Genomic DNA, 16854 nt, shown 5'->3' with positions numbered 1-16854 from the left:
TATATAGTTATTTAAAATTTTATATTTGTCCTAACTAAAACAAACTAAATAAATTGTATTCTATGGAATATTTAGATTTTGAATTACCCATTAAAGAACTTGAAGACCAATTAGATAAATGCTTGGTTATTGGTCAAGAATCCGATGTTGATGTAACCACAACTTGTGAACAAATCAACCAAAAACTAGAAGAAACTAAAAAAAATATCTATAAAAATCTTACGGCTTGGCAACGTGTTCAATTATCGCGTCATCCCAACAGGCCTTATACCATGGATCACATTAATGCCTTAACAGAAGGAACCTTTTTGGAACTTTTTGGAGATAGAGGTGTTAAAGACGATAAAGCCATGGTTGGTGGTTTAGGTAAAATTGGCGGTCAATCGTTCATGATTATTGGACAACAAAAAGGATACAACACCAAAACCAGACAGTATAGAAACTTCGGAATGGCCAATCCGGAAGGATATAGAAAAGCTTTACGATTGATGAAAATGGCCGAAAAATTTGGCATTCCAGTAGTTACTTTAGTAGATACTCCAGGGGCTTATCCAGGATTAGAAGCAGAAGAAAGAGGTCAAGGAGAAGCAATTGCCAGAAACATTTTTGAAATGTGTCGCTTACAAGTCCCAATAATTACTGTTATTGTTGGCGAAGGTGCTTCAGGTGGTGCTTTAGGAATAGGGGTTGGTGATAAAGTTTTTATGTTGGAAAATACTTGGTATTCCGTAATTTCACCAGAGTCATGTTCTTCTATTTTATGGAGAAGTTGGGAATACAAAGAGCAAGCCGCAGATGCTTTAAAATTGACTTCATATGACATGAAGAAAAACAAACTTATCGACGATATTATCCCAGAACCGCTTGGTGGTGCTCACTATGACAGAGAAACGACATTTGCAACTGTAAAACAATATATTTTGAATGCTCATAAGGAGCTAAAAGACTTATCAACAAAAGTTTTAGTTTCTAACAGAATGGATAAATACAGTAAAATGGGAGAATTTAAAGAATAGTCTTTTTTACATTTTCAATAAAATCCGTCTTTTTTTAGGAATGACGGATTTTTTTTGTGTTGTTAACAAGAATAAAAATTTATAAACATCAACTTAACAAGCAAACCTTAACAAAACATTTACTAATATTTTTATATTTAGAGTACTTTAGCATTATGGAAAATATCAGAAATATAAACCCAATAAAAGTTGATAAAACTACCATTATCAATTTAGAAAAAGGAAAATTACCACCACAAGCTCTTGATTTAGAGGAAGCGGTTCTGGGTGCAATGATGATTGACAAAAAAGGGGTTGATGAAGTAATTGACATTTTACAAGCCGATGCTTTTTACAAAGAAGCGCATAAACATATTTTTGAGGCTATAGTTGAATTATTTAACGATACACAACCCATAGATTTATTGACCGTTTCTGCACAATTAAGAAAAAATGCCAAGCTGGATTTAGCTGGTGGCGACTTTTATTTAATTCAATTGACTCAGAAAGTTTCTTCTTCTGCACATATTGAATTTCACTCTAGAATTATTTTACAAAAGTTCATTCAAAGAAGTTTAATAAAAATCTCAAGTGAAATTATTGAAGAATCTTATGATGAAACAACAGATGTTTTTGACTTATTAGACAAAGCAGAATCTAAACTTTATGAAGTAACTCAGGGAAACATCAAACGAAGCTCTGAAACAGCTCAAAGTTTAGTAATTCAAGCCAAAAAACGTATTGAAGAAATTGCAGGTAAAGAAGGTTTAAGTGGTGTTCCTACAGGATTTCACGCCTTAGACAAACTGACTTCTGGTTGGCAACCCTCCGATTTAATTATTGTTGCTGCTCGTCCAGGTATGGGTAAAACTGCTTTTACTTTATCGATGGCAAGAAACATGGCTATCGATTATGGAGCACCTGTTGCATTCTTTTCATTAGAAATGTCATCCGTTCAGTTAATTACGCGTTTAATTTCCTCTGAAACAGGATTGTCTTCAGAAAAATTAAGAACAGGAAAACTTGAAAAGCACGAATGGGAACAACTTTCTATCAAAGTTAAAAATTTAGAAAAAGCGCCTTTATATATTGATGATACGCCTTCCCTTTCCATTTTTGATTTAAGAGCAAAAGCAAGAAGGTTAGCTTCTCAATATGGAATAAAATTAATTGTAGTTGATTATTTGCAGCTAATGACCGCAGGTGGAAATGGAAAAGGTGGCGGAAATCGGGAACAAGAAATCTCAACAATTTCTCGAAACTTAAAAGCTTTAGCCAAAGAGTTATCGATTCCTGTTATTGCACTTTCTCAACTTTCACGTGCTGTTGAAACTCGTGGCTCTAGTAAAAGACCTTTACTTTCTGATCTTCGTGAATCTGGAGCAATTGAGCAGGATGCCGATATTGTATCATTCATCTATAGACCTGAATATTATAAAATTGATGAATGGGATGATGAAGAGCGCTCTCCAACTCAAGGTCAAGCCGAATTTATTGTTGCCAAACACAGAAATGGTGGTTTAGATAATGTACGTTTAAAGTTTGTGGGTAACCTTGGTAAATTTGATAATTTAGATGATTTTAGTTCTCCTTTTGCCGATTTACCCTCAAAAATGAATTTAGAAGACCAACTAAATCCGTTTGCAACACCTACTATTTTACCTTCAGCTAATGAGGCTTTTGGAAGCAGTGCAAATGACGACGACGATTCTGACGTACCGTTTTAAAAGCAAGATAAAACTAGGTTGAAAAACGTGTTTTTATCAATTTATATTCATTTTTGTGATTAATGTAGTAAGTTTGTTGAAATACTAATTCGAAACAAAACAATCATGGCTAAAAACACTATCACTTTAGAAACTGCTCAAGAATGGGCTGCAAGATGGAATCAATATGTAAATGATAAAAACAACGTTATAAATCTTAAAGCATTTTTAATTCCGGGTATCGATTTTACTCAAGTAATGGCTGAAGAAAATGTAGTTGATGTTAGAACTTATTTTGGAATTGATGCACAAAACAAGGAACATTTAATGGTAGTTGGTGTAGACCAAGAAGGAAATGACATGATCGATGAAAATCAAGGTTTGTTTATCTACGATTTTTCAGAACCATGCCCAACTTTATGCAACCAAAAGGCACCTTTTATCAGTAGATAATTTTGCAAAGTTTATTAATCTACATAGGCTATTTAGGTTTAGGTATTAATTTCCTGTTGTTTGTAGTGAAATTTTTAAAATTAACGCTACCCTACAAGATATTTACAGGCTATTTATTTACGATTATTGTAATTCAATTTTTCACGAGCTATTTATGACGAAGAGGAATGCACAACTTGTTCCTTTCTCATTTTTATTTTGTTCTTCAATGCTTGATATTGAGTGTTTTTTATTATAAAATTTTAAAATCTTCCTTTCAAAAAAAGGTGATTTTAATTAGTATACCACTAGTTTTAATTACCTTAGGAATTCAATACCTTTTAAAACCTGATTTATTTTCAAAATTTAATTTGTTTGAAATATTTATCACTTCCTTTATAATTATAATTTTTGCTCTCTTTCATTTGTATAATATTTTAAGTGAAAAAAAGGATTATTTTTATCTAAATTTAGGTATCTTATTTTATCTTTTTTGCAGTTCTGTGCTTTTCATGGCAGGCAATCTGATAGCCACTTTAACAGATAATTTTAGAGATGTAATTTGGAAAATAAATGCGGTTTTATATATTGTTTATCAATTATTTATATTTTTAGAATGGTATCGCATATTCATAAAAAAAAGTAAATCATAGGTACTATGTCAAATGATATTGAAATAATTACAGCAATTATATACGCATTTATTACATTTTTGATGCTGACAATAGCGGTTATAGTCTTCATATACTACTCTAGAAAAAAGATTACGAAAAAAGAATTAGAAAAAAAGGACTTAGAAATATCCTATCAAAAAAAAATAATTAATGCTGCCATAATTACTCAAGAAAAAGAGCGTAAAAGAATTGCTAGAGATTTACATGATGACATAAGTTCAAAACTAAACATAATTTCTTTAAACAGTCATTTACTTCAAAACAGCAATTTAAAAGAAGTTGAAATCAATCAAATTACAAACAATATTATTGAAACCTCATCAAAAATTTTGGATAGTACAAGACGTATTTCACACGATTTATTGCCTCCAATTTTAGAAGAATTTGGTATTGATAAAGCTTTGGAAGAATTAGCTAGTAATTACACCAACAACAATTTAAATGTAAATTACATCAATCCTTTTAAACAGGATATTTTTAATGAAATAGAAAAACACTTTCACTTGCATTTATTCAGAATATTTCAGGAACTGGTATCAAATTCAATTAAACACGGATTGGCTTCAAAAATTGAAATTTCCATCGAAAAAATAAAAAACATTCGAACGGCTAAATATTACGATAATGGATCTGGATTTAATAAAAACGACACCAAAACCAAATCAGGCTTAGGAATGAAAAACATTGAAAGTAGAATTGATTTTATTAATGCCCAATTAAAAATAAAAAGTCAAGTAAACGATGGCGTTTTAATTGAAATAATTTTTTAAACATGTCAAATCATATAAAAATAGCATTAACTGACGATGAATTACTTTTTAGAAAAGGTATTTTATTCATGCTGGAAAGAGAAGAAAATATTGAAGTGATTTTAGAAGCTTCAAATGGAGAACAATTGCTCAATTTTCTTGACGAAAACCCAAAAAATCTTCCAGATATTATTTTAATGGATTTAAAAATGCCTCTATTAAATGGTGTGGAAGCCACAAAAATAATTCAGAAAAAATACCCTGAAATTAAAATCATTGCTTTAACGAGTTATGATTCAAAACCTTTTATTTTAAACATGATTCAGGAAGGAGCTTCTTCGTATTTAGTTAAAAATGATTCTCCTAAAGACATGATAAACACGATTAATGAGGTGCATAAAAATGGTTTTCATTACAATGAATCAATCATGAAAATACTTCAGGAAGAAATACTTGAAAACAACAAAAAAGTAAAAAGTAAATTTGACGAGGACTATTTAACCAGCAGAGAAAAAGATGTTTTAATTTTGATTTGCAAACAATACAGTACTTTAGAAATTGCTGAAAAACTTTTTATAAGCCCAAGAACAGTTGATGGACACAGAAATAATCTTTTGCTTAAAACCGAATCTAAAAAAATTACAGGATTAGTAGTTTTTGCCATTCAAAACGGCATAATTACTATTGACCAAATTAACTCAAGACTTTAATTACAAAGGAACAAAACTACTGTGAGCGTTTTCCCAATTTATTGTAGTATGAATAAATGAGGCATCTTTATGATAAATAACTAGCGCTTTTCTTTCATTAGTTTTTGGATTGATATCTAACAAAATTCTAAAAATATAAACTTCTTTACCATTAACAGTAACCAATGTTGGAGGCATATCGCTTATAAACACAAAGTTTTTTGTTAAATCTAAAGAATACAATCTAATGTTTACAGCAGTATTATTAATTGTTTTTAAAAAAGCTTTACCATATCCTTCATTTACTTCATATTCAAATTGATAATTAAACTCATCACAAAATGATGTTCCTAAAAGAATGGTATCAAGAATTAAATTAAACTTAAATTTATTTAAAACTATATTGTTCATGACTAATTTTAATAATTTATACAAATTAAAGGTTTATTAAACATTTAAAAATACGTTAAACAACCCTTTTTTAATAAAAATTTGACATTTTGATTCTTTCTTTTTTTGTTATCTTTGACTAAAATCAATTCATCTTGAAAAAAATACTGCTTATATCCTTTTTATTAATTTCTTTTGTTGCAAAAGCATCATTTGTATTAGTTCCAATGGAAGCTGAAGGACAACAAAACCACTTAAAAGCTTATGGAATAACTTATTGGGCTTTAGAAAAAAACTATAAAGTCAATTGGTTGCTAAATTATCGTGGCGGTTCTTTTTTGTTTCCTGATTCAGAAGAAATTAGAAAAGAATGCCAAATTAGAGGTGTTACTTTTGAAATCTTATCTGATAGTGAAACTGCAACTATCTTAGAAGAAATTAGTAGTCCCTCGCAAAATCAAGAAACTGTTATTCTTGAAAAAGCTCCCAAAATTGCTGTATATACTCCAAAAGGAAAACAGCCTTGGGATGATGCAGTTACAATGGTATTAACCTATGCTGAAATACCTTATACAGAAATTTATGACGAAGAAGTTTTAAGCGATCAATTGATTTTATACGATTGGTTGCATTTACATCATGAAGATTTTACTGGACAATATGGTAAGTTTTTTTCTAACTATAAAAATGCCCCTTGGTATATAGAACAAAAAAAAGAAGCCGAAGCATTAGCTAATAAATTGGGATACAGTAAAGTTTCGGAAGAAAAAAGAGCCGTTGCTTTAAAGATAAGAGATTATGTTATTGGTGGTGGCTTTATGTTTGCTATGTGCTCTGCAACTGATAGTTTTGACATAGCACTCTCTGCAGAAAATACAGATATTTGTGAACCTATGTTTGATGGTGATGAAAGTGAAGCCAATTATCAATCAAAAATAGATTTCAATAACACCTTTGCTTTTAAAGATTATATTTTAGAAAGAAACCCAAATGTTTATGAATTTTCGGATATTGATACTACAACCGAACATGGAAAAGGGGCAATGGCTATGGAAAATGATTACTTTTCACTTATGGAATATTCTGCAAAATGGGATCCCATTCCAACCATGTTATGCCAAAATCATACAACTTTAGTTAAAGGGTTTATGGGACAAACCACTGCTTTTGATGCCTCTAAAGTAAAGTCTAATGTTCTAATTATGGGAGAATGTAAAATTAATGGAGAAGCGAGATACATTCATGGTACCAAAGGAAAAGGAATGTTTACCTTTTATGGAGGACATGATCCTGAAGATTATCAACATAGAGTTGGTGATGCGCCTACCGTTTTAGATTTACACCCAAATTCACCAGGATACAGATTGATTTTAAACAATGTATTATTTCCTGCAGCAAGAAAGAAAAAACAAAAGACCTAATTTTTTCTAATACTAAAAAATATTTCTTAAAACATAAAAACACCCCAAATAGCATCAAACTTTTGGGGTATATTCATTTAAGATTTAATTATTTTTTAAATTAAACATTCTGCTCCTCATTTTCTTTATCCAAATAATTTTGAACTATATCAATAGCATTAGCAACTACATCGCTTAAAGCTGTAATAAATGCACCTTCTTCTGCTGTATCAATAGCATGTTTAATGGCTTCAGTTTCTAAAGGAATAATTTCAAATGTGGTATTGCTATTGGCTTCTTTGATCCCGTCTAAAATTAAATCAATAATTTCCTGCTCTGTTCTTCCTCTTAAATATTTTTCTTGTCTAATGATGATATGATCGAACATTCTTCCGGCAATTAAACCACATTCTTTAATGTCTTCATCACGTCTGTCTCCAACACCTGCAATAATTCCGATTTTTTTGGAAGCTTCTACATTTTGAAGATAATCTTCAATACCACGATAACCAGCTGGATTATGAGCAAAATCAATTAACACTTTGAATTTTCTAAACTCAAAAATATTCATTCTACCAGGAGTTTGTGCCACACTTGGAATAAATGTTTTTAACGATAAACTAATGTCTTCTGTTTTAAAACCCCATAAATAACTCGCTAATGTAGCAGCTAAAACGTTGGCAATCATAAAACGAGCTTTTCCGTTCAAGGTTAAAGGAACATGAGTAGCTCTCTCTACTCTAATTTTCCATTCTCCTTTTTTGATGGTAATGAATCCGTTTTCATAAACAGCTACTGTTTTTCCTTCTTTACTTAATTTTTGAATCAACGGATTGTCTTCATTCAAACTAAAATAAGCTACATTACATTCTAAACTTTCTCCAATTTTAACACACTGTTCATCTTCAGCATTTAAGATAGCCCAACCCTCTTTTTTGACACTTTTTACGACTACACTTTTTACTCTAGCCAAATCATCCAAAGTGTGAATATCTGCCAAGCCTAAATGATCTTCCGCAACATTAGTGATAACAGCAATATCACAACGACTAAATCCTAATCCAGAACGTAAAATTCCACCACGAGCGGTTTCTAAAACAGCAAATTCTACGGTAGGATCTTTTAAAATATATTCGGCAGAAATTGGTCCAGTAGTATCCCCTTTTTCCATCATGTGGTTTTGAATGTAAATTCCGTCAGATGTAGTAAAACCTACTTTTTTACCATTATTTTTAACAATATGGGCTATCAATCGAGTTGTAGTGGTTTTTCCATTGGTTCCAGTTACAGCAATAATTGGAATACGACTTTCTTTTCCTGGTGGATATAACATGTCAATTACAGGAGCAGCAACATTTCTTGGCAAACCTTCTGAAGGAGCTAAGTGCATTCTAAATCCTGGAGCAGCATTTACCTCTAAAATACAACCTCCGTTTTCTTTTAAAGGTTGAGTTAGATTTTCGGCCATTATATCTACTCCACAAATATCTAGTCCAATTACTCTTGAAATTCGTTCACATAAAAATATATTTTCTGGATGCATCATATCTGTAACATCAACTGAAGTTCCTCCTGTACTTAAGTTCGCAGTAGATTTTAAATAAACAATTTCGTCTTTTGCAGGAACTGTTTCAACGGTATATCCATATTTTTCAAGTAAATCTTCTGAATCTCTGTCAATTTCAATTTCGGTCAAAACATTTTCATGTCCATAACCTCTTCTTGGATCTGAATTTGTGATGTCTATTAATTGTTGAATTGAATTTTTTCCATCACCAACCACATGAGCAGGAACTCTTTTGGCTGCTGCTACTAATTTATTGTCAATGATTAAAACCCTAAAATCAAAACCAGTCACGAATTTTTCTACTATTACTCTACGACTATATTTTTTAGCATAGGCTAAACCTTCGACTGCATCTTCCCAAGTCTTTACGTTGATTGAAGCTCCTTTTCCGTGATTTCCGTCTAAAGGTTTTATTACTATTGGATAACCAATTTTTTTAATAGTATCTTCTAAATCTTCTTCATCTACGCAAATATCACCATCTGCCACAGGAATGGAAGCCATGTTTAACATGCGTTTTGTTTGTTCTTTATCACAAGCTATATCTACGGCAATGTTACTTGTATTGCATGTAATTGTTGCTTGAAACCGCATTTGATTGACACCATAACCCAATTGCACTAATGAATTGGTTCCTAAACGAATCCAAGGTATATCTCTTGCAACGGCTTCATCTACAATACTTCCAGTACTAGGTCCTAATCGAACTCGTTCGCGAATTTCTCGCATTTTTTGAATGTCTGCTTCTAAATCATATTCCGTTCCAGCAATTAATGCCTCTGCAATTCTAACTGAAGATTCTGCAGCAAACAATCCTACATTCTCTTCGGTGTAACTAAAAACCACATTATAGGTTCCAGGAGTTTTGGTTTCTCTTGTTCGTCCAAAACCGGTATCCATCCCAGCTAGGGTTTGAATTTCTAAAGCAATATGTTCAATAACATGACCCATCCATGTGCCACGTTCTACACGCATAAAAAAACCACCTCTACAACCTTCTGAACAACGGTGTTCAATCATTGTGGGAAACATAGCTTCAATACGTTCACGGAAACCCGGAATTTTATCCGTTGGAGATTGTTCCATTTCTTCCAAATCCAATCGCATTTGGATTAATTTTTTGCGTTTTACACTCCAAAGGTTAGGACCTCGTAAGGCTTGAATTTTTAAAATCTTCATTATAGTTCGGTGTTTGTTGTAAATATTGTTTGCGTAATTGTTAAAAATAAGAATTTTTTGTTTTAATAATTCATTTTTTTTGACAGAAATTTAAAATTATTTTTCATTGAAATGAATACTTATGATTTTCAGATATTTAGAGACCATTTCAAAAAGGAAAGACCTTTCTAATCTAGCCCTGATGGGAGTGGCATCCCGATTTTTCGGGATAGAACGGACAGCAGGAAAAGGGATTGTTAATAAGCCAAGTGTTTTGCTCATAAATTAAAATAAAAAATAAGGATTGATGTTATGAATTTGTTATTTTTGCCTAATTAAATTGCATTTTAAAATGTGATGTTTTATTAATTGGGGGAAATAGTATCTATAAATGAACTGTAGAGGAAAATTAATTATTATTGGTGGAGCTGTAGATAAAGGCAGTTTTACAGAAAAGAATTTTGATGTAGATGTAGCTAAGAATCTTAATTTCTTTGAAAAAGGAATTTTGAAACGCATCATTGATGAGTCTAAGTACAAAGAAAATTCTAGAATAGAAATCATAACAACGGCTTCTAGCATTCCTAGAGAAGTTGGGCCAGAATATGTAAAAGCTTTACACTATTTAAATGCCAAAAATACCGATGTTTTATATATAGAAAAACGGGAACAAGCTAATGATGACGAAGTTTTAGCACGTTTAAAAGCGGCTGATGTGGTAATGTTTACTGGAGGTGATCAATTGCGTTTGACATCAATTTTAGGAGGAACTAAGTTTCACGATATGTTGATTAATAAGTATAAAAATGAAGATTTTGTGTACGCAGGAACATCGGCTGGAGCAGCAGCAGCTTCCAATAATATGATTTATCAAGGAAGTAGTAGCGAAGCCCTTTTAAAAGGTGAAGTGAAAATCACAAGTGGACTTTCGTTTATTGATAATGTGATTATTGATACGCATTTTGTAAAACGAGGTAGAATTGGTCGTTTGTTTCAAGCTGTAGTTGGAAATCCTAAATTATTAGGAATTGGACTTGGAGAAGATACTGGACTTTTAATCACCAATAATAATGAAATGGAAGCTATTGGTTCTGGACTAGTTATTTTGGTGGATGGAAGAGAAGTTAAAGATACTAATTTAACTGAAGTTGCTTTAGGTCAACCGATTTCAATCAATCATTTGGTTACACATGTGATGAGCATGCACGATACTTTTGATTTGAGTACTTATAAAATGAAAATTCATTCTTCACAATACGTTTAAAATGTTTATTGTTAATTGTTTGTTGTTAATTGTTGACGACAAACTATAAGCTATAAACCATAAACCATAAATCAATGAAACTAATAATCCACGGTGGTTTTTTTTCGGAATCATCTACTTCTAATGAGACAAAAGTGGCTAAACAAAATGCTTTATTGCGAATTGTGAAAGAAGCTTATGCTTATATGGAAAACCATTCGGCTTTAGAGACTGTGGTTTATGCTGTTTCTTTGTTGGAAGATGATGCATTATTTAATGCTGGAATTGGTTCTCAAATTCAGAGTGATGGAAAAATTAGAATGAGTGCCGCTTTGATGGATGGAACTACTGAGAAATTCAGTGGTGTTATTAATATTGAAGAGGTTAAAAATCCTATTCACGTTGCCGAAAAACTGATGCCTTTTGATGATAGAGTTTTAGGAGGAAGTGGTGCCACAAATTTTGCAAGAACTAATGGTTTTGAAGTTTTTTCAACGGAAATTCCACAAAGAAGAGCTGAATTTGAAGCCAAATTAGAAGCAACAGGAACTGGAACTGTAGGTTGTGTAGCTTTGGATAAAGAAGGAAAAATTGCTGTTGCGACTTCAACTGGTGGAAAAGGTTTTGAAATTCCAGGAAGAATATCTGATTCTGCAACTGTTGCTGGGAATTATGCCAATTCTTTTTGTGGTGTAAGTCTGACTGGTGTTGGTGAAGATATTGTAAGTGGTGGAGTTGCTACAAAAATAGTAACTCGAGTAACTGACGGATTTAGCTTAGAAAAAGCATTTGAAAAAACGTTCAACGAATTAAAAACTTACGATGGTTTTGCAGGTGCAATTGCCATAGACAAAAGCGGAAATATCTTCCACCAAGATTCGCACCCAAGTATGGTTTTTGCTAGTTTTGATGGGGAGAAGGAAGAGGTTTTTGGGTGATTTTTTGACACGAATTTCACGAATTAATTTGTGGAAATTTGTGAAATTCGTGTTTGGATTTTTTACTATTTACAAAACCTTCAATTCCTTAAAACTCCAAAAAACCAAACGAGATATTTTATTGCCTTGAGCTAAATCAATGGTTTTTACTTCAAAAGTGCCAACTTTTTTGAATAATTTGTAAATCTGTTTTAGGTTTTCTTTTTTGGAAACTAAAGTTGAAAACCATAAAGATTGTGTTTTAAAATGTACACTTTCATAAATCATATTGGTAATGAAAGCTAATTCTCCACCTTCACACCACAATTCGTTGTTGACACCACCAAAATTTAAAGTTGGTTTCGATGTAATTTCATTTTTTAGATTTTTGACTTTACGAATGGTTCCTTTTGTGGCTTCTTCTTTAGAACTGTGAAATGGAGGATTACACATAGTCATATCAAAGTATTCGCCTTCTTGGATAATGTTTTTGAAAATATTTCTTTTGGAAGATTGTATTCTTAGTTCCACCAAATCTTTTAAAGTTGTATTGGATTTTACAATTTTATCAGCCCACTTTATAGATTGACTATCAATTTCGGAACCCACAAATTGCCAACCGTATTCGCTCACACCAATTATAGGATATATTATATTAGAACCTGTTCCAACATCTAAAACTTTGATTTTTTTTCCAGTTGGGATTTCCCCATAAACTTCACTTAAAACATCTGCAATGTGATGGATATATTCAGCTCTTCCAGGAATTGGTGGACAAAGAAATCCTTGTGGAATATCCCAATAATCAATATTGTAATGTGTTTTTAATAATGCTTGATTTAAAGCCTTAACAGCTTTTGGATTAGAAAAGTCAACACTTTCGTTTCCGAATTTATTAATCGCAACAAAATCTTTTAAAGTAGGATTTGAAGTAATTAATTTTTCAAAATCGTAACCAGATTTATGTTTGTTTCTTGGGTGAAAACCTTTTTTTTCAGGAGTTGTGTTCAAAATGGGATTTGTTTTTGGTAAAGATAAAACTAATAAATAAAAAAATCCCAACCTTTTTGATTGGGAAAAAATAATATTTGTGAATTAGTTTACAACTTAATTATTCTCCGTAAAGTGTAAAAGCTGCCCAATAATTTGGATGGCTAATGTTAAATTCCGTATTGTATTTTCCAGTTATGAATTCCCTTTTTACTTCATTTACAGCTGTGCTATACGATTTGTTTTCATTGAAAATTTTTTGGTATAAATTAGTTGTAAATATCGAAGTTGCATAGTCGTTTACAGACCAAAGACTCGTTAAAGTGTTTTTAGCACCAGCTGAAAATAAGGCTGAATTTAATCCAATAACACCTTCCCCAGGAATTATTTGTCCTAGACCAGTTTGACAAGCACTTAACATTACAAAATCGGTTTTGAATTTTAGTTTTTCTAATTCTTTGACTACTAAAATTCCATCTTCACCATCAATTGGATGGGCTGGAACTGAAAAAGCAATTCCTGATAAATCAAAAACCCAACGATGCACAGAAGCATGGCTAGCCAAATGAATCACCCTATAATTATTGAGCTCACTTGATTTTGCCATTCGTTTGAATTCGTTTTCAGTCATTAATTTGTCCATTTTAACATCAGATTTTGGTATCATTTTTTGGATATTTTCTACTTCTTTTTTGGTTCCCTCAAGATATTTCATAGCTTCTTTTGAGAAAGTGGCAAAAGCGTCATTAAGTGGAAGATTTTTGTCAATTTTATCGGCAACTTCAAAATTTAAGGCTACTAAATCACTCAAATTTGTAAATTGTTTTCCATTACTAGCCATTTTTTCATATTTGGCATCACCAAAAGCGATGATGTTTTTTGGATAAGTAACTTTAGATTGATTTCTTAAATTGACTAACATACTTCCGTTTTGTATGTATGAAATGTCATATTTTTCAATTAAATATTTTTTATCATCAGTAACCAAAGTTTCAAAAGGAATAAGATTTAATTCTTGGTCTAAACTGAAAATTAATTTTGTTTTCCCTGCTAAAAAACCTTCTAATGGTTGAAATAAAGCTCTGTAAAAAATGTTTCCAAAAACTTTTGGTTCATTTGAAAAGTTTGGATGTTCTACAGTATTTGGATGTAGATGTTCGCGATAAACGTCAATAATTCTGCGAATATCACCATTTAATAACATACCATTAGAACCATTTTTTATCACTACGGGATTTTGATTATAAATGGGTATTCTATAATCTAGTTTGGCATTTTCTTTTTCTAATTGAATATATTGTTCTTTATATTTTACAGTTAGAATCGACATTAAATCACTTGTAAACAAAAAGGCTTGATTGATGTTCTTATTATCTACAATTACTGCCATAAACAAACCATCATCGGCAGCATTAGCTTTCATAAGGTAAATTAAGGCTTCATCATTTTTTAATGTTTTTTGAATCGAAGCAGCTGAATTAATTAAGGCATTGTTTTTTACCAAACTACTGAGATAAAAACTTTTATATCCTTCAATCGTTTCAACGGCTTTTGCATTATTTCTACCCATATAACTTCCTAACAAGTTGGAGCAAACTTTGTTGTAATAAATTAGGTTGTTTTTCTTTTCTTCAATGGATAAATCGTTGTAATTGTTTTCGATTATTTTTTTAGCTTTTTCTAAAGGTTCACTCATTTTATCATATTCACCTTTGGCTAAATGTTGCATAGCTATGTTGAAATATGTTGAATGATTTCCATCATCTTTTGTGATAATTTCCGTGTTTTGTCCAGAAGAGTTTAATAAAAGATTTTTAATGGTGTTTAAATTAGCTTCATGAACTGAATTAGCATAACCGTTTTGTTTTGCAAATGTTAAGCCTTCGTTTATAATTCGTAATCCTTCAGCATCATTATTATATTGATAAGAAGCTGCTAACCATTGATACAACTCAATTTTCGCGTAATGATTTTTCACTAATGGTAGAAAAACTTTTATTTGATCTCTCAATAAATTCCTTTCGTTGGTATTTCCCAAATCATATTCTGCTTTTAACAAATTGGTAAATAAAATCGTTCTTAGAGTATTGTTATAATTTGAAATTTTCGATTCAATAATTTTCGAAATTTCTTTGATATAAATTGGATTAACAGAAATAGCAACTAGAGATTTATAAACAACAAAAGCTTGAATTGCATTGATATATTTATTGGATAACACTAAATTATTCAATTTTTCAATCTCATTTTTGTACTTTGTTTTTTCAAAATGGAATGAACTTTTTTCAATAAAATAGTTGTAAAAAAGGTTGTTTAAAGAACCGTTTTCTGATTTGGTTTGAAGCTCTTTTAAAATATCTAATCCACTTTTGAAATCAGCATCAGTTTTGAATGTTTCAAATGAACTTATCTTTTTTTCATAATTTAGAAGTTCTTCTCTCTTTGATTTATTAGATGTGTACAAATTTTCAAAAGTCGCTATAGCTTTTAAATTTTCAACATTAATTCCAGAGTTATAGTTTTTGAAAGCTTCTTTAAATGTATTTAAAAAGTTTATGGTATAATTGTATTCAGTTCCTTCTTTGCAAGTAAGCGATAACATATTTATACCAGTATTTACTGAAGAAGTATTTTGAGCATACAACCCGTTTCGAATTAAAACCAAATAATGGTAATAATGCAAAGGGTCTAAAGCTATGGCATTATTTATTGCTAATACAGATTCATCGTATTTTGCTGTGTAAAAATAAGGTTCGGATAATTTTTGATACACTTCATAATCTAAAGGATAAATTTCTTCTAATGTTTTTGAAATTTCTAAAGCTTTTGCATAATTTTTTTGTGCTAAATAAGTTTCAACATCTTTATATAATGGATTATGCTTAGCATACTTTGCTTGTTGCGAAAAACTAAGTTGTAATACAAAGAATAGAATTATTAGAATTAATTTATTCATATTTAAAATTAAAAGTTATCTATCTTATTTTTTAAGTTTCCTTGTTCATCAAATGAAGCTACTATAAAAGAGTTTGTATCTTGTCGAACAGTTATACTGCTTTTTTGTTTGTTTATGTTTTTAAATTCGTAATAATCAACCACCATAAATTCTTCTATTAGTCCACTTTCTGAATCATTACTGTTATACATTCCTTTCACTTCTTCTTTATTATCAAAATCATAAATTTCAGAAGAACTATTAGGTATATTTATTATTTCACCTCTATTAAAAGCACCATTTTTAAAAAAGCCTAACAATAAAACTTCTTCACCATTTGCAATAAACCCGAAACCATTTTGACAATCACCTTGACAACCTTCTTTAATTTTATCTAAACTTAAAGAAAAGTTTGTGCGACTAACTTCTTTATCATTTTTGTAAGTTATCAAAACATATTTAGTCAAATCTTGAAACATTACAACATGTACACCTTCTTTTAAACCATTTTTAAAATTTCCATGTTGTTTCACACCTTCACCAATATAATATACACAAAAGCCAGTTGGAATATCATCTTTAAAATTAGAATAGAAAAAATGACCGTTTTTATCTTTTTTAAATCCAGCACCGTTTAATTTTTCATTTACAAAAATTCCTGCTTTGACAACAGAGTAATCACTATTTTTTAGAATTCCTTCGCCATTATTACAATTTCCAGAAATACAAGTCATTTCAGTTTGTGCAAATAATGAAACTGCAAAAAATAAAATGAACAGTGTGCTTAATTTTTTCATGTTTTGAGGTTTTAAGTTTATTACCCAAAATTATATTTTACTTAAAACACATTCAATAAGGCAATTGCCCTATTTTAAAAAAAAATCCCAACCTTTCGATTGGGATAATTTAAAATTATGTCTTGTCCTGAAAATGTTGACTAAATATTAAATAATATGTCAACAAAAAAGAAAATTTCAAAAATTCCGAGTTCCCCACAAATTTATAGTGA

At 30.7% G+C, this 16854-nt stretch carries 13 protein-coding genes; 8 read left to right on the top strand and 5 right to left on the bottom strand.

Going from position 1 to position 16854, the window contains the following annotated elements; all coding sequences use genetic code 11:
• Positions 1 to 62 precede the first annotated feature (62 nt).
• The 5 genes from ACTF56_RS08360 (at position 63) to ACTF56_RS08340 (ending at position 5266) form a co-directional block, all read left to right on the top strand.
• Positions 63 to 1016 (top strand): acetyl-CoA carboxylase carboxyltransferase subunit alpha, encoded by a 954-nt coding sequence (locus ACTF56_RS08360; RefSeq protein WP_438966442.1) that lies wholly within the window; start codon positions 63 to 65, stop codon positions 1014 to 1016.
• A 155-nt stretch (positions 1017 to 1171) separates the two neighbouring features.
• Entirely contained in the window at positions 1172 to 2722 is a 1551-nt protein-coding gene (gene dnaB, locus ACTF56_RS08355; RefSeq protein WP_438966441.1) for a replicative DNA helicase, read from the top strand.
• A 105-nt stretch (positions 2723 to 2827) separates the two neighbouring features.
• Complete coding sequence (locus ACTF56_RS08350) at positions 2828 to 3154, top strand: hypothetical protein (RefSeq protein ID WP_438966440.1); 327 nt, start codon at positions 2828 to 2830, stop codon at positions 3152 to 3154.
• Positions 3155 to 3791: 637 nt separating this feature from the next.
• Positions 3792 to 4577 (top strand): sensor histidine kinase, encoded by a 786-nt coding sequence (locus ACTF56_RS08345; protein ID WP_438966439.1) that lies wholly within the window; start codon positions 3792 to 3794, stop codon positions 4575 to 4577.
• Between the two features lie 2 nt (positions 4578 to 4579).
• Positions 4580 to 5266 (top strand): response regulator, encoded by a 687-nt coding sequence (locus ACTF56_RS08340; RefSeq protein WP_438966438.1) that lies wholly within the window; start codon positions 4580 to 4582, stop codon positions 5264 to 5266.
• Here the strand turns inward: ACTF56_RS08340 and ACTF56_RS08335 are convergent, their stop codons facing one another.
• Entirely contained in the window at positions 5267 to 5656 is a 390-nt protein-coding gene (locus tag ACTF56_RS08335; protein WP_438966437.1) for a hypothetical protein, read from the bottom strand.
• A gap of 206 nt (positions 5657 to 5862) precedes the next feature.
• Here ACTF56_RS08335 and ACTF56_RS08330 point away from each other — a divergent pair, with 206 nt between their 5' ends.
• The gene (locus ACTF56_RS08330) at positions 5863 to 7056 is read left to right on the top strand and encodes an asparagine synthetase B (protein WP_438966487.1); all 1194 of its coding nucleotides are present in this window, start codon (positions 5863 to 5865) and stop codon (positions 7054 to 7056) included.
• A gap of 100 nt (positions 7057 to 7156) precedes the next feature.
• Here the strand turns inward: ACTF56_RS08330 and cphA are convergent, their stop codons facing one another.
• Positions 7157 to 9781, bottom strand: a complete 2625-nt coding sequence (gene cphA / locus ACTF56_RS08325; RefSeq protein ID WP_438966436.1) for a cyanophycin synthetase — start codon at positions 9779 to 9781, stop codon at positions 7157 to 7159.
• Positions 9782 to 10151: 370 nt separating this feature from the next.
• On the opposite strand from cphA, the gene ACTF56_RS08320 reads away from it, so the two are divergent.
• Both ACTF56_RS08320 and ACTF56_RS08315 read left to right on the top strand, forming a co-directional pair.
• Positions 10152 to 11024 carry a cyanophycinase gene (locus ACTF56_RS08320; RefSeq protein ID WP_438966435.1) on the top strand — a complete coding sequence of 291 codons (873 nt, stop codon included), beginning with the start codon at positions 10152 to 10154 and terminating at the stop codon, positions 11022 to 11024.
• 74 nt (positions 11025 to 11098) lie between these two features.
• Positions 11099 to 11941 carry an isoaspartyl peptidase/L-asparaginase gene (locus ACTF56_RS08315; protein WP_438966434.1) on the top strand — a complete coding sequence of 281 codons (843 nt, stop codon included), beginning with the start codon at positions 11099 to 11101 and terminating at the stop codon, positions 11939 to 11941.
• Positions 11942 to 12010: 69 nt separating this feature from the next.
• Here the strand turns inward: ACTF56_RS08315 and rlmF are convergent, their stop codons facing one another.
• The 3 genes from rlmF to ACTF56_RS08300 all read right to left on the bottom strand — a co-directional run bounded on the left by rlmF (position 12011) and on the right by ACTF56_RS08300 (position 16642).
• Positions 12011 to 12931, bottom strand: coding sequence for a 23S rRNA (adenine(1618)-N(6))-methyltransferase RlmF (gene rlmF / locus ACTF56_RS08310; RefSeq protein WP_438966433.1), 921 nt, complete (start codon positions 12929 to 12931; stop codon positions 12011 to 12013).
• A 100-nt stretch (positions 12932 to 13031) separates the two neighbouring features.
• On the bottom strand, positions 13032 to 15866 hold the full coding sequence (locus tag ACTF56_RS08305) for a CHAT domain-containing protein (RefSeq protein WP_438966432.1): 2835 nt from the start codon (positions 15864 to 15866) through the stop codon (positions 13032 to 13034).
• Positions 15867 to 15874: 8 nt separating this feature from the next.
• Complete coding sequence (locus ACTF56_RS08300) at positions 15875 to 16642, bottom strand: hypothetical protein (protein ID WP_438966431.1); 768 nt, start codon at positions 16640 to 16642, stop codon at positions 15875 to 15877.
• Positions 16643 to 16854 lie beyond the last annotated feature (212 nt).

The sequence above is a fragment of the Flavobacterium sp. genome (genome assembly GCF_965657075.1).
Lineage (GTDB): Bacteria > Bacteroidota > Bacteroidia > Flavobacteriales > Flavobacteriaceae > Flavobacterium.
This window is presented reverse-complemented; position numbering and strand designations above follow the sequence as displayed.

Excerpts from the sequence above, each read along its gene's own strand:
- ACTF56_RS08350 (WP_438966440.1), top strand. The coding sequence starts at position 2,828 with ATGGCTAAAAACACTATCACTTTAGAAACTGCTCAAGAATGGGCTGCA.
- cphA (WP_438966436.1), bottom strand. The coding sequence starts at position 9,781 with ATGAAGATTTTAAAAATTCAAGCCTTACGAGGTCCTAACCTTTGGAGT.
- ACTF56_RS08335 (WP_438966437.1), bottom strand. The coding sequence starts at position 5,656 with ATGAACAATATAGTTTTAAATAAATTTAAGTTTAATTTAATTCTTGAT.
- ACTF56_RS08320 (WP_438966435.1), top strand. The coding sequence starts at position 10,152 with ATGAACTGTAGAGGAAAATTAATTATTATTGGTGGAGCTGTAGATAAA.
- ACTF56_RS08345 (WP_438966439.1), top strand. The coding sequence starts at position 3,792 with ATGTCAAATGATATTGAAATAATTACAGCAATTATATACGCATTTATT.
- ACTF56_RS08315 (WP_438966434.1), top strand. The coding sequence starts at position 11,099 with ATGAAACTAATAATCCACGGTGGTTTTTTTTCGGAATCATCTACTTCT.
- ACTF56_RS08360 (WP_438966442.1), top strand. The coding sequence starts at position 63 with ATGGAATATTTAGATTTTGAATTACCCATTAAAGAACTTGAAGACCAA.
- ACTF56_RS08330 (WP_438966487.1), top strand. The coding sequence starts at position 5,863 with ATGGAAGCTGAAGGACAACAAAACCACTTAAAAGCTTATGGAATAACT.
- dnaB (WP_438966441.1), top strand. The coding sequence starts at position 1,172 with ATGGAAAATATCAGAAATATAAACCCAATAAAAGTTGATAAAACTACC.
- ACTF56_RS08305 (WP_438966432.1), bottom strand. The coding sequence starts at position 15,866 with ATGAATAAATTAATTCTAATAATTCTATTCTTTGTATTACAACTTAGT.
- ACTF56_RS08300 (WP_438966431.1), bottom strand. The coding sequence starts at position 16,642 with ATGAAAAAATTAAGCACACTGTTCATTTTATTTTTTGCAGTTTCATTA.
- ACTF56_RS08340 (WP_438966438.1), top strand. The coding sequence starts at position 4,580 with ATGTCAAATCATATAAAAATAGCATTAACTGACGATGAATTACTTTTT.